Origin of the sequence: Tenacibaculum sediminilitoris (assembly GCF_964513795.1) — a bacterium.
GTDB lineage: Bacteria > Bacteroidota > Bacteroidia > Flavobacteriales > Flavobacteriaceae > Polaribacter > Polaribacter sediminilitoris.
The window spans coordinates 64,735-84,841 of the sequence record NZ_CAZEQR010000047.1 but is presented as its reverse complement, the minus strand read 5'-3'; the positions used below and the strand labels follow the sequence as shown (position 1 = coordinate 84,841).

General features: G+C 33.4%; 16 protein-coding genes. 11 read left to right on the top strand and 5 right to left on the bottom strand.

Translation table 11 applies throughout. From position 1 onward, the window contains the following. The first annotated feature begins 15 nt into the window (after window positions 1–15). The 6 genes from ACKTSW_RS10850 to ACKTSW_RS10825 all read left to right on the top strand — a co-directional run bounded on the left by ACKTSW_RS10850 (window position 16) and on the right by ACKTSW_RS10825 (window position 9,437). Entirely contained in the window at window positions 16–465 is a 450-nt protein-coding gene (locus tag ACKTSW_RS10850; protein WP_408025284.1) for a hypothetical protein, read from the top strand. Between the two features lie 11 nt (window positions 466–476). After that, window positions 477–1,868 (top strand): eCIS core domain-containing protein, encoded by a 1,392-nt coding sequence (locus tag ACKTSW_RS10845; RefSeq protein WP_408025283.1) that lies wholly within the window; start codon window positions 477–479, stop codon window positions 1,866–1,868. A 319-nt stretch (window positions 1,869–2,187) separates the two neighbouring features. After that, window positions 2,188–6,525, top strand: a complete 4,338-nt coding sequence (locus ACKTSW_RS10840) for an eCIS core domain-containing protein (RefSeq protein ID WP_408025282.1) — start codon at window positions 2,188–2,190, stop codon at window positions 6,523–6,525. Further along, on the top strand, window positions 6,518–7,213 hold the full coding sequence (locus ACKTSW_RS10835) for a hypothetical protein (RefSeq protein WP_408025281.1): 696 nt from the start codon (window positions 6,518–6,520) through the stop codon (window positions 7,211–7,213). The genes ACKTSW_RS10840 and ACKTSW_RS10835 overlap by 8 nt, the downstream gene beginning before the upstream one ends. Window positions 7,214–7,249: 36 nt before the next feature. Continuing rightward, complete coding sequence (locus ACKTSW_RS10830) at window positions 7,250–8,602, top strand: ATP-binding protein (RefSeq protein ID WP_408025280.1); 1,353 nt, start codon at window positions 7,250–7,252, stop codon at window positions 8,600–8,602. Window positions 8,603–8,615: 13 nt separating this feature from the next. Further along, window positions 8,616–9,437 carry a hypothetical protein gene (locus ACKTSW_RS10825; RefSeq protein WP_408025279.1) on the top strand — a complete coding sequence of 274 codons (822 nt, stop codon included), beginning with the start codon at window positions 8,616–8,618 and terminating at the stop codon, window positions 9,435–9,437. Window positions 9,438–9,443: 6 nt separating this feature from the next. Here ACKTSW_RS10825 and ACKTSW_RS10820 read toward each other — a convergent pair whose 3' ends face one another. Together ACKTSW_RS10820 and dnaE are read right to left on the bottom strand one after the other, a co-directional pair. Then, the gene (locus tag ACKTSW_RS10820; protein ID WP_408025278.1) at window positions 9,444–9,800 is read right to left on the bottom strand and encodes a hypothetical protein; all 357 of its coding nucleotides are present in this window, start codon (window positions 9,798–9,800) and stop codon (window positions 9,444–9,446) included. Between the two features lie 3 nt (window positions 9,801–9,803). Next, window positions 9,804–14,177, bottom strand: coding sequence for a DNA polymerase III subunit alpha (gene dnaE, locus ACKTSW_RS10815; RefSeq protein WP_408025277.1), 4,374 nt, complete (start codon window positions 14,175–14,177; stop codon window positions 9,804–9,806). Between the two features lie 235 nt (window positions 14,178–14,412). Here dnaE and ACKTSW_RS10810 point away from each other — a divergent pair, with 235 nt between their 5' ends. The 3 genes from ACKTSW_RS10810 to rimM all read left to right on the top strand — a co-directional run bounded on the left by ACKTSW_RS10810 (window position 14,413) and on the right by rimM (window position 15,824). Next, the gene (locus ACKTSW_RS10810) at window positions 14,413–14,604 is read left to right on the top strand and encodes a cold-shock protein (protein ID WP_028891302.1); all 192 of its coding nucleotides are present in this window, start codon (window positions 14,413–14,415) and stop codon (window positions 14,602–14,604) included. A 170-nt stretch (window positions 14,605–14,774) separates the two neighbouring features. Beyond that, window positions 14,775–15,278, top strand: a complete 504-nt coding sequence (locus ACKTSW_RS10805) for a 30S ribosomal protein S16 (RefSeq protein WP_408025276.1) — start codon at window positions 14,775–14,777, stop codon at window positions 15,276–15,278. Between the two features lie 18 nt (window positions 15,279–15,296). Then, complete coding sequence (rimM, locus tag ACKTSW_RS10800) at window positions 15,297–15,824, top strand: ribosome maturation factor RimM (protein ID WP_408025365.1); 528 nt, start codon at window positions 15,297–15,299, stop codon at window positions 15,822–15,824. Here the strand turns inward: rimM and ACKTSW_RS10795 are convergent. Then, window positions 15,821–16,324, bottom strand: a complete 504-nt coding sequence (locus ACKTSW_RS10795; RefSeq protein ID WP_408025275.1) for a GNAT family N-acetyltransferase — start codon at window positions 16,322–16,324, stop codon at window positions 15,821–15,823. The two genes, rimM and ACKTSW_RS10795, sit on opposite strands and share 4 nt — an antisense overlap. 50 nt (window positions 16,325–16,374) lie before the next feature. On the opposite strand from ACKTSW_RS10795, the gene ACKTSW_RS10790 reads away from it, so the two are divergent. Both ACKTSW_RS10790 and ACKTSW_RS10785 read left to right on the top strand, forming a co-directional pair. Next, window positions 16,375–16,965: a PhnA domain-containing protein gene (locus ACKTSW_RS10790; protein ID WP_408025274.1), complete on the top strand. Its 591-nt coding sequence runs from the start codon at window positions 16,375–16,377 to the stop codon at window positions 16,963–16,965. 179 nt (window positions 16,966–17,144) lie between these two features. After that, window positions 17,145–18,182, top strand: a complete 1,038-nt coding sequence (locus ACKTSW_RS10785) for a hypothetical protein (RefSeq protein WP_408025273.1) — start codon at window positions 17,145–17,147, stop codon at window positions 18,180–18,182. Between the two features lie 166 nt (window positions 18,183–18,348). On the opposite strand, the gene ACKTSW_RS10780 is transcribed toward ACKTSW_RS10785, so the two are convergent. After that, complete coding sequence (locus ACKTSW_RS10780) at window positions 18,349–19,404, bottom strand: nucleoid-associated protein (protein WP_408025272.1); 1,056 nt, start codon at window positions 19,402–19,404, stop codon at window positions 18,349–18,351. 33 nt (window positions 19,405–19,437) lie between these two features. Beyond that, window positions 19,438–20,037 (bottom strand): ribonuclease HII, encoded by a 600-nt coding sequence (locus ACKTSW_RS10775; RefSeq protein WP_408025271.1) that lies wholly within the window; start codon window positions 20,035–20,037, stop codon window positions 19,438–19,440. Window positions 20,038–20,107 lie beyond the last annotated feature (70 nt).

Sequence of the window (20,107 nt, the reverse complement as noted above, 5' to 3'; positions counted from 1 at the left end):
CTAAAATGATAAAAAATGAAAACAAAAATAATTTATATACTCCCAATTATAGTAGCTATAGGGGTTTTATCTAGGGTTGATTTAGTATTGATTTCTTTAAAGCCCATAGAGAGTGTTAAGTTAGGAACGTTGTTTATGTCTTTTCCTATAGTGTTAGCACTAACAGAACGATTTAATGAGATTTTTATAGTTGAAAAGAATGCAATAAAAGAAAAGAACATAAAAAGAACCTCTTTTGCTTCATTTTGCGTGGGTATTGTATTGGCAATTGCTGGTTTTAGAATCTTAGAAACATTCATGGAAATTCCAGAAACAGCAGAAAGATTACAAAAAGAGATATTCACTTTTATAGATATTATTTTAACAGCAGCTATTATTGCTGGAGGTACAGATGGATGGCATCAATTAGTAGCCTTGTTACAAGATATAACAAAGGCTAAAAGAGAAGAAATTAAAAAAAGTTAAATACAAGAATTATGTTTAACAGAGATAAAAAACCAGCAGGCAATCATTCTTTGAATAACGACAAGCAAAAAACACCATTCATACAACCCAAATTAGCATTTGGTAGCAAAGGAGATCGATATGAAGTAGAAGCAGATAAGATGGCTGATAAAGTAGTGGGAAATAGTGCAGAGTCTAATTCAATGCAGAAGAAAGAAAATGAGGAAGAGATTCAACAAAAACCATTAGCTTCTGAAGTAACTTCTCTTGTACAAAAAGTAGAAGCATCAGAAGAAGAGCAACCTATCCAAAAAATGGAGGAAGAAGAAGCTGTTCAGAGTAAGGAAGAAGGGGAGGAACCCATTCAAAAACAGGAGGAAGAAGAAGAAGCAGTGCAAGCGAAATGCGACGATTGTGAAAAAGAAGAACAAGTACAAAAACAAGAAGAAGAAGAGGAAGCGGTACAATCAAAATCAGAAAATACTAGTCTAGCTAATAATTCTACTTCATTTGAAAGTAAATTAAGAGGAGGAAATGGGGGGCAAAAAATGGATGCTCAAACACGGGGTGAAATGGAATCGGGTTTTGGAGCTGATTTTAGTCGTGTAAATATTCATAACGATTCAGAAGCAGCCCAAATGAGTCAAGAAATAGGAGCACAGGCTTTTACTCATGGAAACAATATCTATTTTAATAAAGGAAAATACAATCCGAACACCAAAGAAGGAAAACATCTGTTAGCGCACGAATTAACACATACCATTCAACAAAGTGGTGCCATTCAAAAATCAGTAACAGAAGATTATAGTGAAAATTTAGAAGCAAACCGGTTTAGAGGTGACTATTTATTAGAAAAAGCACACGATCACGCATACTTAATCAGTAAAGGTTCTAAAGGGCACTCGGTTAAAAAATTACAATTAGGACTCATAAATCTAGGTTTTACACTTCCTATCTATGGGCCTGATGGTGATTTTGGTAATGAAACACACAATGCTATAGTTTCTTTTCAGCAAAGTTACGATCTAAGAGTGGATGGCATTGTTGGCTCAGAGACTATGGGTACCATGGATGATATTTATTCTGGAAAAGGGGTTAAAAAGCAAGATTCTTGCGAAGATACTATACCTTTTAGTGGAACCTTTTCCAATCTACTACCCGTTCCTTTTTTTAGTACCAAAGACTGTCCCAATATTACATTAACTTTTGAGCATAAAGCAAATATCCATGGTTTTGAGTCTTGTGTAAGTTTTGGTGTAAATATAGATTTCGTGGTCTTCAAAACTATACGAACCAAAGACAAATTTCAGAAAACAACACTCAAATTTAAAATGAAGAATGCTGTTAAACATAAATTAAATTTCACGGCGGACTGTCCAGGATTGAGTATTACGATTAAAAACGGAAAATTAAGAAGACATTAAATAAGTATGAAAGCTTTTGCTAAAAATACAAGTTAAAAAGGAACTCCTCAAGCTGCTATACTAAATAAAGGAGAAAACCCTTTTTTGGGAGTTCAAACCAAGTTAATTGGCTCATGAGTTTGGTCATATTCTGCTCAATCAAAATAATATAGCTCACTCTTCGGATGCTGATAATTTAATGGTTAATCCGAGTCTAGAAACACAGATTAGTAGAGGAAAAAGACACCTCAGTAGTAACAAAAAAAATAAGTGATTTAAAATTAAACCCTGAGCCACTTAAAATTTCAGATGTAGTAAAAAAACAAATAAGTAATTATTTATGTTTTCACCAAAAACCCAACATACCACAAAACCAACTTCTTCAAAACCAACTGAAGAAGGAAACTTTATTCAACCTAAACTAAACGTTGGGAAACCTGGTGATAAATATGAAGTAGAAGCAGATAAGGCTGCTGACCAAATAGTTGCCAAAGGAAAAGAAACTCCAAATACTTTTTTTGCACCTACAGTTCAAAAGAAAAACGAAGAAGAGATTCAAAAACAAGAATCAAACGAGCAAGAAATTCAACAAAAACCGTTAGTTGATTCCATAAGTCCAGTAGTTCAATTAAAATCAGAAAACAGTCTTCAAAAACAAGAAGAGGAAGAAGTACAAAAAGTTTCAGAAGAGGAAGTTCAAACAAAACAAGATAACTCTGAAATACCATCTGTAGGAGATATAGTTCAACAACAAGCTGAAGAAGAAATTCAAGAGAAAGAAGAGGAAGACATTCAGGAAAAAGAGGAAGAAGAAATTCAACAATTACAAATGTCGGGTGGAGATGAAAACTCTTCATTAGAAAGTAATTTGAGTAACTCAAAAGGAGGAGGAAGCTCTTTGCCAAGTAGCACTAAAAATGAAATGGAATCAGGTTTTGGAGCCGATTTTAGTGGTGTACGTGTTCATAACGATAGCAATGCGGTTCAAATGAATAGGGAGCTGGGGTCTCAAGCATTTACCAACGGGAATGATGTTTATTTCAATGAAGGAAAATACAATCCAACTTCTGAATCAGGAAAACATTTATTAGCGCATGAGTTGACTCATACCGTACAGCAAGGAGCATCACCTACTTCAAATAGTATTCAAAAATCAGAAGGAGAAACTGCTACAGTAACCCTAGTAGCCCCTACAGAAGCAGTAGATATCACAAACGGATTACAGTTGTCTGATGATTGGTTAGCGTATATAGAACAAGAATCAAGGACACGAAATTTTGATGTAAATGTTAAAATAGGAACACAATTCGAAGGAACTATTAAAATCAAAAAGTTAGGAAGACCAGCAGAAGGAGAATCGCAAAAATTTGAACTTTCAAATAGAAGAAGAAATAACCATTTAGATGTCCGTGGAATGGAGTTTTTAAATCCGTTGAGAGAAGCTGGTGTATTTCCTGTATTAGTACTGAATAGTTTTGGAGATGAACAAAATACTACGGGTTTTTTAAGTATTAGAACAGGAGAAACTGTAGTGCCAAATGTATTAGGAATTATACAAGGAATTAATGGTCACCTTGAGGCGATGAGTTTTTTGGGAGTAAGTCCCATAGAAGTGGCAGAAGGCTTAGAAAACAGATTTGAAAATGGAGGATTAAACTTTAGAGCCAATAACTTATCTGCAAATGTTGATGGGTACATAGAAGCAACAGGTAGTTTAGGAATAACGGATTCTAATTTAAGTTTTGAATTAAATTCGACAGTTGATGTGGCAGGTTTAGCCTCGGGAGAATTTAATGTAGCTAGAGGAGCAGATGGAAAGTTAAGCGGTCAAGCAAATATTGCTGCTGATATAGCAAATGTAAGTGCTTCCTTAACTATAGAATACGATGATGGTGCAGTAACTATTCAAGGTACAGGTAGAATGAATTCAGATAAATTCTCCGGGGAAATCACTTTATTGGTTACAGATAGTACTCGATCTCGACAAATGATGCATGCTGCATTAGGAGTTGAAAGCATGGACCAAGAAGCAGAAGCACCTGCTACCCAAGAACAAGTTACGGTACCAAAAACGAAAGAGAATCAAGTTTTAGCTGGCTGGGGTGAGGTACAAGCAACCATTACACCATGGTTAGAAGGGACTGCAAAAGTAGGAATAGACAACGAAGGTCATGTTACCATTGTAGGCGAAATAGTAGTTCCAGATGAGATTGAGCTGATGGAGCAACGCGGTAAGAAAGTAGATATTTTCCAAGTTGAAATAAGAGCAGGATATGGTATACCATTGGTAGGACAAGTATTTTTATTTGCAAGTATAGGAATGTTTGCTAATGCAGGTTTTGGACCATTAGTACTTAAAAATGTAGGTTTTACAGGAACCTATTCTACAGACCCATCTGTATTACAAGAATTTAATATCACAGGAACCTTGGGTATTAATGCTTTTGCAGTACTTGGATTAGAAGCTGAAGCAGGGGTTGGAGTTACATTGATAGGACACGATGTAAAAGCTGGGGTAAATGTAACTGCAGCAGCAGGATTAAGAGCCTATGCAGAAGCAACACCTACTTTTGAATATAAAGAAGAAGCTTCTCCAGAAGGAGGAAAAGTAGGAGAATCAAGATTAAAAGGACATTTTGAAGCAGCGGCTCAGTTGTTTTTGCAATTATCAGGAGCTCTATTTTATGAATTGGATAGCCCTTGGTGGTCACCAGCACCTGATGGTAGAGAAGAATTCCCATTAGGAGAAGTGCAGTATCCAATAGGAGACAGCTTAGGTATTGGAGCTGATGTAGATTGGTTAGTTGGAGGAGAAGAGCCACCAGAATTAAAAATGTCTCCTGTAGAGTTTGACCCTGATAAGTTTACAGCTGATGTGATGGCAGATCCACCTCCACGAACGATGGGTGATAGTGAATCAAATCCTGATGGAGAATGGCAAGGAGAAAATCCAAATAGTAGTCAAAATGAAAATCCGGAAATTACAGGAGAAGGAGAAGGATTACCACCAGGAAGAAGAGAAGAAGATTTGAGTACTCTTTCAGAAGAGCAAAAATATATGCGTGCTTTAGATGAATTGTCTCAAATGGAAAATGCCAATCCGAAACCTACTATTGGAGTAGTAGAAGATAAAATCAATACGGTGAAACGCAGATATGGTATCCGTAGAATTCAAACCAGAAACGAAGAAGCTGAAAGGGTAGCCATTTATGTAGAACATAGAGAAGAAAATAATGGAAGACATTTATTACAAATACCATTAATGAGTGAGGCGGAACGTTTGAGAATATTAGAAGAAGCCTTACAAGATTTGAGAAGAAAAGAGAGTCGTGCTGCTAATGAAGATGGCACTATGGAAGAATCTGCAGCAGATTCTATGTTACAATTATGGAAAAGAGAACATCTTGTTATTGAAAATGTAAGGGTTGTAGACGGAGGCAATACTTGGGACTATTTTATTGATTATGGGAATGAAAGTAGAACGGAAACAGGTAAAATAAAATCAAGTAGTTCTGATGAACAAGGAATTGAAGAGAATGGAGGAAATACAAGCTCAGAAGAAGTAGAAAGTATAATAGGTATGTCTAAATCTATTAACGTAGATGGAGGACACACTTTAAAAATAGAAGGAACAATAGAAAGAGTAGAAATTAATGTTTATAGTGAAAAACAAACTTTAAATGGGCTACTTAATGATAAGAGACAAGAAATTCACGAAAATCGTGAATCAGATTCAGAATATGAAGCTAAGTCGAGAGCAATAGAAAACTTGTTCAATGAGAAAAGAGTATTAGGAACCAATATTGGTGCTTATAAAAGGGCAGTAGATAATGCTTACACTGCAGGTCATGGTAATGAACCGATAAGGAGTGCATATAACTTAATAGTGACAAATTTAACTAACATAGCTGCCGATTTAGTAATAATAGGTGTTCTTGAGCACACAATTGAACTCCCTATTTCTCGAGTTTCTTTTGAAACAGACAGTAAGGGTAGAGCATATATATTAAGAGCAGCGCCATTATCTAAAATACCGGGGAATACTAGAGGATCTACCCCTACGCAAGATCCGCAAGGGTGGACTAATATTCCAGTTTCTTTGAGAAGTAGTGGTGCATGGGTAAGAGCTCATATGTTGAACCATAGATTACATGGACCAGGGACTAGAGAAAATCTTTTTCCAGGAACTAGAGATATGAATTTAAGAGACATGGAGAATCAAGTAGAACATTTTGCTAAAGAAGCAGTTTGGGATAATAATCAAGTTATTTACTACAATGTAGATGTTTCTTATGGTAATACAGGTGTATTTGAAGATATACCAACTGTAGTGGTAATGAGTTTTGGACCTTATAATACAGAGACGAATTTACCAGAAAGTCCTACAAAAACAAAAAGGTTTACACAAGCACCTCCAACAACAAGTGTAAAAGTTACAATAAATGAGTCAAGTTCTGGAGCTTTGAACTCAAAAGCTCTAGCCGAAGGAGGTAGTAATGGAACAGGTTTATCAGGTTTTTTTGACAGGTTAGTTAGTGGAAGACCATCAGGAGGATACCAAAATATAGTACAGGTAAGATCTGTTGTTTCGGCACTATATACTAATCAAGATGCATTTATGGCTGCCTTTACTAAGTTTAATAATTTAATTAATACAAATGTTTTAGAATATGATTAACATCAAAGAATTGTTTTTATTTAAAATGTTAGAAGAAGTTGGTTATGCTTTTGAACATGGAGTTAGTATAAAAACACCAGTAACATACGCGTTGCCTTCTCACAAAATAGAGAATATTCAATTGGATATACCTAAAGGTTTAATTGATTTTTATGAGCAAACATCAAAGTTAGAACTTTTGTGGGAGTTACAGAATACAGAAGAAAATACAAAACAGTTTAAAGAAAATAAGTATTTAAAAGAAAAATACTTCGAAAATAATTACGATTGGAGTGTTGTACATGAGTATTTAAGTGGATTTATAAATATAACTAAAGTAGAAGATGTATTTAATCCGATTTTTTGTAAAGAGCAAGGATATTACTATACATTATCCAATTTGGAAGAAAATCAAGATGATTTTTATCCTTTTGATATCTGTTGGAGTGTAACAGCCTGTTTAAAAAAAGAAGGAAATAAAATAGTAGATAATATATGGATAGTTCATACAGATGCAAACGCTATTTATAATATGAAAATTACCATAGAAGAATATTTAAATCTTGCATATCAAGCTAAAGCACTTCATTATTGGCAGCTAATATATTTATTTAAAGAGAAGTCAGAATATTTCGAATTAATGAAACGGTTTTTACCAAAAATACTACCTCACATCAAATTGGATTTAAAACCTTTTGGAATAGAGTAAAACTCTTTTTCAACTTAAAATTAAACTTAGAGAGTTATGAATACATTGGTTAATAATATAGAAAAAAAAGCAGATTTACAACAAGCGATTTCTTTTTTAAAAGAAATAATTTATACTAGATTGTCTTCAGAATTTCATGGTAATGATTTTTTAAAACTAGATATGAGTTTTGAAAAAAATGATTCTTATGTAGCTTCTTTCATACGAGATAATAAACTAAAGTATTCTGATAAAATATTATTACTCTTAAGTATAATACCTCATGTTTTACCTAATTTTTACAGTACTATTATTTCAGATTTTTTACCTAATGGAGGTGAACTACCTGAGTTTGGAGGAGTAAAAGGGAAAAACCATAGAGGAATTATTCCTACAGTAGAGACAGCTTTGTACATATTAGCAGGAAATGATATTGAAGAGCGTAAGCAGATATCAAACTTCATATTGTGCGAGAGCAAACTAATTAGAAAAGCTGTAATTGAGATAGAAAAAGTTCCTTATGGAGAACCACAAATGAGTGGAAAATTAATTCTTTCAGAGGAGTATATGTACTTTTTTTTAACAGGAAAAAAACTAAAACCACAATTAAGTCAAGACTTTCCAGCTAGCTTAATTACTACAGATTTAGAATGGGAAGATTTAGTGTTACAAGAAAAAACATTAAACGATGTAAAAGAGATTGAAAGTTGGCTAGCCTATAAAGAAATATTGATGAACGATTGGGGGATGTCTTCAAAAATAAAACCAGGATATCGTGTATTGTTTTGTGGGGCGCCAGGAACAGGAAAAACATTAACTGCAGGTTTGTTAGGAAAACATACAGGTAAAGATGTGTATAGAGTAGATTTGTCAATGGTAGTGTCAAAATATATTGGAGAAACAGAGAAAAATTTATCCAAACTATTCGACAAGTCTATTAATAAAGATTGGATATTATTCTTTGATGAAGCAGATTCAATTTTTGGAAAACGTACCAATGTGAGAGATGCTCACGATAAATATGCCAACCAAGAAGTATCATATTTATTACAACGAATAGAGATGCACCCAGGACTTATAATTCTAGCTTCCAACTTTAAGAACAATATAGATACCGCATTTACTCGTCGCTTTAATAATATTATTGAGTTCGAAGCACCAAACTATGATGAAAGGTTGATGTTATGGAAAAATAACTTGCCTAAAAACATAGAGTTAGAAAAGGAAATTACGGTAGAAGAATTAGCGAAAAAGTTCAATATAACTGGGGCTAATATTGTAAATGCGGTTCAATATGCATGTTTAAAAACAATAGCGAATAAAGAAAATAAGATACAGAGACAATATATTTTAGAAGGAGTAAAAAGAGAGTATACCAAAGAAGGAAAAACTACCAACATTACAATTTAAAAAATAATAGGTTATGAAAACAATAAATCAAGTAAACGGAATTCTATTACACTATGCACGTTTAACAAACCATCCTTATGGAACAAGAGGAGAACAACGCAATTTTGTAATAGAAGAGCATTTTTTAGATGTTTTAAAAAATGCTCTTCAAGAAGTTTTTGAGCATTGTCCTTTAGGAGTCCCTGAAGTAATTACCACAGCAGGAATCTTTGTTGATAAACCAGGACAACACGGTCACGGGAAAGCATTTGATTTAGATGCTGTTTTTTGGAGTAATGAAACCTTAGTAACAAGGAATTTTATACACCAAAAAGAATTGTATTTAGGAATAGAGTCTTTTTTAAGAAAACACTTTGGTATTGTGTTAAATTATTATTATCCAAATCATAAAGATCATTGGCATGTAGACACAAGTGTTCCAGTAGATTATAATGAAACCTCAAAATCAGAAACACTGTATTTACAATTAGTTTTAAAATATATTTACAAAGAAGAAATTTTAGTTGATGGGGTATGGGGACGTCAAACTTCTGGAGTCGTAAAAGAAGTTTTTAAAAAATTAGGAATAAATACACCCATAACTACAAAGGTAAATTACATAAAGTTTTTAGACATAACAGGAAAAATAGCATTCAAGCTATATGAAGAAAAGGTCTCTCCAAAACACTTATTAAGTAATTTAACAGAAGTAATTGAAGATTTACCACAACAAAATAGAATAGTTGTGCGAGAAGCATTAAATAGCTTTTTAGATCATGAAGAAACAGCAACTTGGTTGGGTAACTTTGAAGAAACTCACAATTTAGACTCTCTTATAGAAGAAGTAACAACATAAAGTTTTTTATTTGGAAAACTGATTTTTAAACCACACCTTTTTCCAGATTCTTTTTAGAATTAAGAATGTAATATTTTCTGTATACACATCAATATTGGTAGATTCAACAATTAGTGTATTCTTTTCAGAAACATCTATACGATATAAAAGGTTGGTGTACGAGCTAAAATCATGCAAAACGAGTTCTTTTATAGCAGTTTGTAAGTTTTTTTTTAATTGCAAGGGAGTATTTTCTTCAGAAAAATAAATAGCAATTCCAACCAAGCCAAAATCTTTGTTAAGTTGAAGAACGAGTTCTTTGTATAACTTTGCACTAACTATATTGGTTAATAAATCGATACTATTTTGATACCTTGGAAGCATTTTTTAATTCAATTTGTAATTAATAAATTGCTCATCTAAGGCTTTTAAAAACTCACCAGATACTTTAATTTTAGTGGTTCTACTCGGTAAACTCAATTCTATTTTTTCTTCAGTATCCCAAATGGTGAAATGCAAACTTTGCGAACCCTTATTAATCGCAAACAGGTGTTGTAACTCTTTAATGGTGTTTTCTTTTACTTCTTGGAGCGGGATTTTAATGGTAAGCTTTTTACACATTTTATCCATTATGTCATGCAAAAGTAAAAACTCATTAAACGCAACTCTAGGGTCACCTTTGACACCTTCTTTATTAGTCCATCCAGGTTTGATGATGGTTTTGATAAATAAAAATGAATTTGGAACCAAAAAGTGTTTAAACTTTAAGTAATCTTCACCAAAAATTCGGAATTCAAAACTATCGTTATAATCTTCCATAATAAACGAAGCCCACCCTTTTCCTGCTTTTGATACACGATGTTGAACATCAGTAACAATTCCAGCAAAAGAAAGCCCTAAGCCTTCATATTGAGCGATGTTTTTAAAATGTGCTAAGGTAGCATTGCAGAATTTTAGCTCGTTTTTAAAATCATCAAGTGGATGCGCAGAAATATACATTCCAACAACTTCTTTTTCACGTGCTAACAATTCCATGGTTCCCCAAGTTTCACATTCAGGAATTAAAGGCTCAGGTAAATCAACTTCAGAAGCTTCACCAAATAAAGAAACCTGAGATGAATTTTGATTTTCTTGAAATTTATTACCAAAACGAATAGCTTTTTCTAAAAAAGTCTGCCCTTTCTCATCTTTCACATAATATTGAGCTCTGTGAGTTTCAGTAAAGGAATCGAACCCACCAGCTAATACCAAACCTTCAAAAGCTTTTTTGTTAGCAACTCGTAAATCAACACGTTTAGCAACATCAAAAATAGAAGAATAATGTCCATTTTCTTTACGCTCATCAATAATTGCCTTTACGGCAGAACCGCCTACACCTTTAATTGCCGCCATACCAAAACGAACAGCTCCGTCTTTGTTTACCGAGAATTTAGCATACGATTCATTTACATCTGGCCCCAGTACTTCCAAGCCCATACGCTTACATTCTTCCATAAAAAACGAAACCGTTTTAATATCGTTCATGTTGTTGGAAAGTACTGCTGCCATGTATTCTGCAGGGTAATGTGCTTTCAAATAAGCTGTTTGGTAGGCAATCCATGCATAACAAGTAGAGTGCGATTTGTTAAATGCATACGAAGCAAACGCTTCCCAGTCTTTCCAAATCTTTTCTAGTGCTTTTTCATCATGACCGTTTGCTTTTGCCTGATTTACAAACTTAGGTTTCATTTTTGCTAGTACAGCCGCTTGCTTTTTACCCATTGCCTTACGAAGTACATCGGCCTCACCTTTGGTAAAGTCAGCTAACTTTTGCGAGAGTAACATTACTTGCTCTTGATATACGGTAATTCCATAGGTTTCTGCTAGGTATTCTTCCATAGCAGGAAGGTCGTACTGAATTTCTTCATCCCCATGTTTTCTTCTAATGAAAGAAGGAATGTATTCTAAAGGACCCGGACGATATAATGCGTTCATTGCAATTAAATCTGCAAATACAGTAGGCTTCAATTCGCGCATGTATTTTTGCATCCCAGGAGATTCGTATTGGAAAATCCCAACAGTTTCTCCACGTTGGAAGAGTGCATACGTCTCTTCATCATCAATAGGAAAATTCTCAGGGTCGAGCTCTACATTATGACGTGCTTTTACAATTTTTACGGTATCTTTAATTAAAGTTAAGGTCTTTAACCCCAAGAAATCCATTTTTAACAATCCAGCACTTTCTACCACCGAGTTGTCGAACTGAGTAACATACATGTCAGAATCTTTCGCAACCGATACAGGTACGAATTTGGTTATGTCATCTGGAGTAATAATTACCCCACAGGCATGAATTCCAGTATTACGAACCGAACCTTCTAAAATTCTGGCTTTGTTAATAGTTTCAGCTTCTAACCCACTACCATTGGCAATGGCTTTTAACTCGTTTACCATTTCAATTTCCTCAGAACGAAGTTTTTCTTTCAACCCTTTCTCATCTAAAGAAAAGATTTTTTTTAACTTCATTCCTGGAATTAGTTTGGCAATTCTATCGGCTTCAAACAGTGGTAAATCTAATACACGGGCAGTATCACGAACAGATGATTTAGCAGCCATAGTACCATAGGTAATGATTTGTGCTACTTGGTTAGCTCCGTATTTTTTAATTACATAATCCATTACTCGGCTACGACCTTCATCATCAAAGTCAATATCAATATCGGGCATCGATACACGTTCAGGGTTTAAGAAACGCTCAAAAAGTAAATCGTATTGAATAGGGTCTATATTGGTAATCCATAAACAATAAGCTACTACTGAACCAGCAGCAGAACCACGACCTGGACCTACTGATACATCCATGTTACGAGCTTCTCTAATAAAATCTTCTACAATTAAGAAGTATCCTGGATATCCTGTTTTGGCAATTACATCAAGTTCAAAATCTAAACGTTCACGAATACTATCGGTAATTTCTCCGTAACGTTTTTTTGCCCCTTCATACGTTAGGTGACGTAAGAAATTGTTTTCACCACGTTTTCCTCCATCCTCAAAATCTTTTTCATCTCTAAACTCTTCAGGGATATTGAAGGCAGGTAATAATACATCACGAGCTAAACCAAAAGGCTCAACTTTATCTACAATTTCTTGAATATTAATAATGGCTTCAGGTAAATCTGCAAAGAGTTTTTTCATCTCTTCGGTAGATTTAAAGTAGTATTCCTCGTTAGGTAAACCATAACGATAGCCTCTTCCTCTACCTTTAGGAGTTGCTTGTTTTTCACCATCTTTTACACATAGTAAAATATCATGAGCATTAGCATCTTCTTTATCTAAATAGAATGTGTTGTTGGTCGCAACAATTTTTATATCATGTTTTTTTGAAAAAGCAATGAGAGTTTCGTTTACGACTCTTTCATCCTCTTGTCCGTGACGCATTAATTCAATGTATAAATCATCACCGAATTGTTCTTTCCACCAAAGTAATGCTTCTTCGGCTTGGGTTTCACCAACATTTAATATTTTACTAGGAACTTCACCATATAAGTTTCCTGTTAGTACAATTATATCTTCTTTGTATTGCTCGATAATTTTTTTATCAACTCTCGGAACGTAATAAAAACCATCAACAAACGCAATAGAAGACATTTTTGCTAAGTTGTGGTATCCTTTTTTGTTTTTGGCAAGTAAAACAACTTGATACCCATTGTCTTTTTGACTTTTATTAGTATGGTCTTCGCAAATATTAAATTCACAGCCTACTATAGGTTTTAAAACACTTTGTGTTGGTTTTTCTCCTTTTTCTAAAGTTTCTTTATTAGCTGCTTCGGCTGCTTTATTATGTTCTAAAACTGCTTGTACAAAGTGAAAAGCAGCCATCATATTACCAGTATCGGTCATGGCAACTGCAGACATATTATCGTTTGCAGCAGCATTTACAATGTTACCAACCTGAATGGTTGATTGCAATACAGAGTATTGTGTATGATTATGTAAATGTGCAAATCGAATCCCTTCAAGTTCTGCCAACCCTTCAGCTGTAGAAATTGTATTTGCTTCTTCAGTTTCTGAAGATTTTCTTTTACGGATTTTTTCACTTTCCTTTTTAAGGTTTAAGTGTTTAAGTCCTATTACTTGAATTGGGTTTGGGTTAGCTTCTGTATAACGTTGAAAATAATCGGATGGAACATCTAATTGTTCTTCTGTAAATTGACGTAAACGAATTAACTCTAAAAAACAGCGAGTAGTAGCTTCTACATCGGCAGTTGCATTATGGGCTTCGCCAAAACCAGTACCGAACAAATGTTGGTGTAATTCAGTAAGGGTAGGTAGTTTGAATTTTCCTCCTCGACCACCAGGAATTTGACATAGCTGAGCTGTATGCTCAGTACAGGTATCTAAAACAGGTAGTTTTGTTAAGTTATTTTGAATGCCTAAACGATGGAACTCACAGCCCATAATATTAATATCAAAGCCAACATTTTGTCCAACAACGAAGGTTGTTTTTTGGAGAGCGTCATTGAATAACTTCAACCCTTCATTTAACTGAATACCTCGTTCAATAGCTAAATCGGTAGAAATTCCATGAATACGTTCAGCATCATACGGAATGTTAAATCCGTCAGGTTGAATTAAAAAGTCATTATGCTCAATTAAATTTCCTAATTCATCATGTAATTGCCATGCAATCTGTATGGCTCTAGGCCAGTTATCAGTATCGGTTATTGGAGCATTCCAGCTTTTGGGTAATCCAGTAGTTTCGGTATCGAAGATTAAATACATGAGCAAAAAGAGTTACTTGAAGTGTTTGCTAAAACAAAGTGTAAAAATACGAAGAATTTAGATTGTTATGTTGAGAAGTTATCAACGAGTTTTAGATTAATGTAAAGGCTTGAATTGCTGACTGTAATAAAGAAGTTATGTTAAGTGTAGGTTAAATTTAAGATAAAACAAAAAAAAGTAATTGATAATTAAATTAATAAAGTTATATTTGTGTTTTAATATAATATTTTTTACAATGAAAGAAGGAACAGTAAAGTTCTTCAATGAATCTAAAGGTTTTGGATTTATTACAGAGTCAGGATCAAACACAGAACATTTTGTACACGTATCAGGTTTAATCGATGAGATTAGAGAAGGTGATACTGTTGAGTTTGAACTTAAAGAAGGAAAAAAAGGATTAAACGCAGTAAGCGTTAGAGTATTATAATATATCTCACAATTTATTTTTCTTAAGAGCCTGTTAACAGGCTCTTTTTTATTTTAATAAAGTTATTTTTTTGCTGTTAAATAAAAAAGATTCTATAAATTTGCGCCCACTTATCACGAGATGATAAGATTTATTAATAATCAAGGTCGCGTACCTTAAAAATTAAAATTATGCCTGTAAAAATTAGATTACAAAGACACGGTAAAAAAGGAAAACCATTTTATTGGGTAGTAGCTGCTGATTCTAGAGCTAAGAGAGACGGTCGTTTCTTAGAGAAAATAGGAACGTACAACCCTAACACTAACCCAGCAACTATTGACTTAGATGTTGACGGAGCTGTAAAATGGTTACAAAACGGTGCTCAACCAACTGATACTGCTAGAGCTATTTTATCTTATAAAGGAGCTTTATTAAAGAATCACTTAGCTGGTGGAGTAAAAAAAGGTGCTTTAACTGAAGAGCAAGCAGAAGCTAAATTCAATGCTTGGGTAGAAGAAAAAACAAGCAAAGTAGGTGGTAAAGTTGACAGTTTGGCAAAAGCAGAAGCTGATGCTAAAGCAAAAGCTTTAGAAGCTGAAAAGGCTGTAAACGAAGCACGTATAGCTGCTGGAACTCCTGCTGTAGAAGATAGTGAGGATGCTGCTGTTGAATCAGGTGCTGATAGCGAAGAATAAAAAACGTGTAGCACGATGATGCAAAAAGAGAATTGCTTTTATCTTGGCAAAATCGTTAAAAAACATAGTTTTAAGGGTGAGGTAGTTATTAAGTTAGATACTGATGAACCCAATCTTTACGAAAATTTGGAATCAGTTTTTGTCGATTTAGGCAATAATCTGATTCCTTTTTTTATTGAAAAATCTACCTTAAGTAAGTCAACAATGTTCCGAGTAAAGTTTGAAGATGTTGATAGTGAAGCAGATGCAGAAGCTATTATACGAGCAGGAGTTTATTTACCTTTAGACTTACTTCCTAAGCTTTCTGGAAATAAGTTTTACTACCATGAAGTTATAGGGTTTACAGTTGTTGATGCTAGTTTTGGAGCTGTAGGAACAATTATGAGTATTAATGATTCATCAGCACAACCTTTATTTGAAATCGATAGAGAAGGGAAAGAAATTTTTATTCCTATGATTGACAATTTTATTAAAAAGGTGGATAGAGAAAATCAAACAATAGAGGTAGATACTCCAGAAGGATTAATTGAATTGTATTTGAGTTAAAAAACATATTCAAATACACAATCTTCTCCATTTTCAAAAACTTGTTGCATTCCAATAAACTCAAAACCTATATTTTTTAATAGTTTTTGAGATTTTTCATTTTTAGGCATAGTTAAAGCTAATACTTTTTCTTGTTTAAATTTAGTGTGAATATATTCTATAATTAGTTTTGTAGCTTCTGTTGCATACCCTTTACCTCTTCCTATTGGTAAAAAAGCATACCCTATATCGATAAAAGCTAGTTTGTCTCTTTGTAAAGCTGTAGAGGCACCAATGGGTCTGTTGGTTTCTTTTGAGATTACCGTAAAAAAACCTAGACCTCCTAATTGTAAATTCTTAAACAGTGTTTCCTTTAAGTAAACTTCTGTTTCTTCAATAGACTTTAAGTTTTTATTTCCTATGAATTGAATCCAGTCTGGATCATTGAATAGTTCAAAATAAAAAGGAGCGTCACTCATTAGAGCATCTCGTATAATTAATCGTTCGCTTTCTAATTTCATAGCTTAAATATAAATTAAAAATGTACTTTTGCGAAGCAAAAAAGAATAAAATGAGTTTATTACAAGAATTACAAGATAGAAGCGGAAATCAATGCGAACTATGTGCATCAAAAAACGATTTGTCAATTTATGAAGTGCCACCAATTTCAACAGGAGGCGTTGACGGTAGTTTGTTAGCTTGTGCTACTTGTATTGAGCAGATTGAAGATGCTGACAAAACAGAAGCAAATCACTGGCGTTGTTTAAATGATAGTATGTGGAGTGAGTTTAGAGCAGTGAAAGTTGTGGCTTGGAGAATGTTACATCGTGTTAAAAAAGATGGATGGTCACAAGACTTATTGGATATGATGTATTTAGAGGACGAGGAATTGCGTTTCGCTGAAGCTACAGGAGAGCATTTAGATGAAAGTGAAAAAATAATTCATAGAGATGTTAATGGAGCTATTTTAGAAGCAGGTGATAATGTAGTATTGATTAAAGATTTAAAAGTGAAAGGTTCTAGTATGGTTGCTAAACAAGGAACAGCGGTACGTAGAATTTCATTAGACCCTGAAAATGCTAAATACATTGAAGGAAAAGTAGACGGTACACAAATAGTGATTATTACCGATTACGTTAAGAAAATGGCTGAAAAAGAATAAGCTTACAGCTGTTATTTTTTAAAATTTAAAATATTATAAACTGTCTTGTTTTAATAGTGTTAATACTATTTGAACAGATAGTTTTTTACACAAATATTACTATGCGGAATAAAGAAAAATGCTGTAAAAATAAAATTGCTATTCTTTATTTATTAACGAACTAAACTAATTTATATACTATGAAAAAGACAATTTTTACAATTGCTTTGCTTGCTATTGGGATAAATGTACAGTCACAATCAGCGATAACAGAAACTTCTGAAGGAAAAGTTGGTATTGGAACAACAACACCTAGAGCAAAATTGCATGTTGCAGGGAACTCAGCAGTTTGGAGTGACTTTGCGGGGTATACAGGGGTTACCAATAATAGTACAACCCCCAAAGGAAAAAAAGCTACATTAGTTATTACTGAAAATACATCAGGAACATATGTTTCTGGAAAAGGAGGGCAAGTTACCTATAAAGGTGGTTTAAGTTTTGGTGAAGGTGGATCTGGTATATATTCGGTGAATCCAAACCCAGCAGGTAGTGGTCATTATGGTGATATTAGATTTCATACTACAGCATGGGATTCTAGTACTTCAAGTTATTACAATGCCGATAGAATGGTTATTAAATTAGATGGTAATGTTGGTATTGGTACACCTTCTCCAGAAGGCAAATTAAATGTTTTGGGAGCTTTTCAAGTGGGGACAACAGCTAATTATGACGGTGGTGTATTAAGTACATCATATGAGAATGGTAGTTTACATTTAAATATGATTGAGTATGATGATCCAGTAGTTATGAATTTTAAACAAACTTTAAATCCAGATTATAATGAAAAGATTTATTTTAATAAAGGAGGTTTTGGAATAGGAATTTCAGATACAAAAGGTTTTAAATTAGGTGTCAACGGAAAGGTTGCAGCAACAGAAGTTAAAATAGCTACTTATGATAACTGGGCAGATTTTGTATTTGCTAAAGATTATTCGTTACCAAGTTTAACAGAAGTGGAAAACCATATTAAAGAAAAAGGACATTTACAAAATATTCCAAGTGCAGCAGAGGTAAAAAAAGAAGGGTTTTTCTTAGGAGAAATGGATGCTAAACTATTACAAAAAATAGAAGAGTTAACCCTGTATACAATTCAACAAGAAAAGCAGTTAAAACAGCAATCAAAAGAAATTGAAGAGTTAAAAATATTAGTAAAGAAGTTGGTAAAACTTAAAGAATAGCGTTATCAATTTTGTAAAGAAGTAAAAGGAGCTGAAATGAAGTAGCTCTTTTTAGTGAGAATGAAAAAACGTCATTCCGAGTGAAGCGAAGGAATCTCAAAGTTAAACTGAATAACTTTTGAGGTTACTTCGGAATTAAAATTCCTCGTGATGACGTTTGTGGTTTTTATTTCTCAGTATTGTAAAACACTTTATAAAATTTCATTTTTTTCCCTTCGTCATATCCTTGCTCTAAATATTCAGCAGAAGCATCCGGAGCGTCTATATCAATTTTAATTTGAATGTTAGTGTCAAGTTTAATCTCTGTTTTAAACTTGCTTTTTTCTTTCTTTAAAACCACATCAGATACTTCAAAATTGTTACGAATTAGTACATCGTTTAACTTTTCAAAATGTTGTTTATAGTCTTCAAAAAGATCTTTATGCTTGTCTTCTTGAAAAATTTCATCTTTAAATCCGTGATAGTCTACACTTTCGTGTTCTTTAAAGTAGTCAACAGTATTGGCTAAGAAGTTACTCTGTTCTTGTTTTCCTAATTCAGGTTTTATAACTTCTTCAGAAAACTCTTTACACATTTCTAAGTAATTTTGAGTATGTAAGTTACGGTCATCAGCATACTTTACACTTAAAAAGTTTTTAATCCAGTATTGTGCATCGTACTGGTTATTATCTACCGATAAAACTACGGTTCCTTCTGCGTCAGAAGAGTTTAAAATTAAACAACCTTTATCTAATCTCTTGGTTGAAATCCCTTTTTGAACTACTACATCAAAACTATCATCATCTAAATAAGTTTGAAAAAAATCAACTTTACTTTCAATTTTAAAAACACCAACAGCTTCAGTTAAAACATCTTTATACTCGATGCCTTCAAAATAAGCAACAATTACATCACCCGTTTTAATATTGGCAGAGTTTGATTGTTCGTATAGATGATTAACAATGTTTTTAGAATGTTCAATAAAAACCTCTTTGCTGTCATCTTCAAAAATATCAGCAGCATATTTATTGATTTCGTTTAGGCGAACATCAGCATGATGACTAAAACGATAACTTTGGGTAACCGAACCAAAAGATTTTAACAAAAAGGGAAGTAGTAATTCGTAACTTTCTTCATCAAAACGAACTAAGCTTTCAGAAAAAGCATTCTGTCCGCTATTGTATTTGTTAGCTACTTTATGAATAATACACTTACTAATTTCGGTACGAGTTCTTTTAATCATCTTCTAAAAAATTGGAAGACAAAAATAGAAAAATTAAAGCTCTAATTTGAATTGTTCGGGTAACAATTTAAATGATTTTCTATGGTAAGGTGTAGCTCCAAATTGACGGATAGCATTGCGGTGTTCTTTGGTGGGGTATCCTTTGTTTTTTTTCCAATTATAGTGAGGGAATTCTTTGTGAATTTTCTCCATATATTCATCTCTGTAAGTCTTTGCCAATACTGAAGCTGCAGCAATACTCATATATTTAGCATCACCTTTTACAATGGTTTTGTATGGCACTTCTTGATAAGGGTTAAATTTATTTCCATCAACAATGATAAATTCTGGTTCAATATTTAATTGTTTAATAGAGAGATGCATTCCTGCAATTGAAGCTTGTAAAACATTTAGTTCATCAACCTCTTCTTGATGTATAAATGAAACCCCGAAAGCAAGAGCGTGTTCTTCAATGTAAGGTCGAAGTTCTTGTCGCTTTTTTTCTGAAAGTTGTTTGGAATCATTTAACAATGTATGCTTAAAGTTATTTGGTAAAATAACTGCAGCAGCTACAACAGGACCAGATAAACAGCCTCTACCAGCTTCATCTGTACCTGCTTCTAATTTATGACCGCTGTAGTTTAACTTCAACATGCTACAAATTAACAATTTTCAAAGAAATTAATCGTGATTTTTATCGTTAAATTATTTTACTTTTGCTGTT

Excerpts from the sequence above, each read along its gene's own strand:
- ACKTSW_RS10850 (WP_408025284.1), top strand. The coding sequence starts at position 16 with ATGAAAACAAAAATAATTTATATACTCCCAATTATAGTAGCTATAGGG.
- ACKTSW_RS10845 (WP_408025283.1), top strand. The coding sequence starts at position 477 with ATGTTTAACAGAGATAAAAAACCAGCAGGCAATCATTCTTTGAATAAC.
- ACKTSW_RS10840 (WP_408025282.1), top strand. The coding sequence starts at position 2,188 with ATGTTTTCACCAAAAACCCAACATACCACAAAACCAACTTCTTCAAAA.
- ACKTSW_RS10835 (WP_408025281.1), top strand. The coding sequence starts at position 6,518 with ATGATTAACATCAAAGAATTGTTTTTATTTAAAATGTTAGAAGAAGTT.
- ACKTSW_RS10830 (WP_408025280.1), top strand. The coding sequence starts at position 7,250 with ATGAATACATTGGTTAATAATATAGAAAAAAAAGCAGATTTACAACAA.
- ACKTSW_RS10825 (WP_408025279.1), top strand. The coding sequence starts at position 8,616 with ATGAAAACAATAAATCAAGTAAACGGAATTCTATTACACTATGCACGT.
- ACKTSW_RS10820 (WP_408025278.1), bottom strand. The coding sequence starts at position 9,800 with ATGCTTCCAAGGTATCAAAATAGTATCGATTTATTAACCAATATAGTT.
- dnaE (WP_408025277.1), bottom strand. The coding sequence starts at position 14,177 with ATGTATTTAATCTTCGATACCGAAACTACTGGATTACCCAAAAGCTGG.
- ACKTSW_RS10810 (WP_028891302.1), top strand. The coding sequence starts at position 14,413 with ATGAAAGAAGGAACAGTAAAGTTCTTCAATGAATCTAAAGGTTTTGGA.
- ACKTSW_RS10805 (WP_408025276.1), top strand. The coding sequence starts at position 14,775 with ATGCCTGTAAAAATTAGATTACAAAGACACGGTAAAAAAGGAAAACCA.
- rimM (WP_408025365.1), top strand. The coding sequence starts at position 15,297 with ATGCAAAAAGAGAATTGCTTTTATCTTGGCAAAATCGTTAAAAAACAT.
- ACKTSW_RS10795 (WP_408025275.1), bottom strand. The coding sequence starts at position 16,324 with ATGAAATTAGAAAGCGAACGATTAATTATACGAGATGCTCTAATGAGT.
- ACKTSW_RS10790 (WP_408025274.1), top strand. The coding sequence starts at position 16,375 with ATGAGTTTATTACAAGAATTACAAGATAGAAGCGGAAATCAATGCGAA.
- ACKTSW_RS10785 (WP_408025273.1), top strand. The coding sequence starts at position 17,145 with ATGAAAAAGACAATTTTTACAATTGCTTTGCTTGCTATTGGGATAAAT.
- ACKTSW_RS10780 (WP_408025272.1), bottom strand. The coding sequence starts at position 19,404 with ATGATTAAAAGAACTCGTACCGAAATTAGTAAGTGTATTATTCATAAA.
- ACKTSW_RS10775 (WP_408025271.1), bottom strand. The coding sequence starts at position 20,037 with ATGTTGAAGTTAAACTACAGCGGTCATAAATTAGAAGCAGGTACAGAT.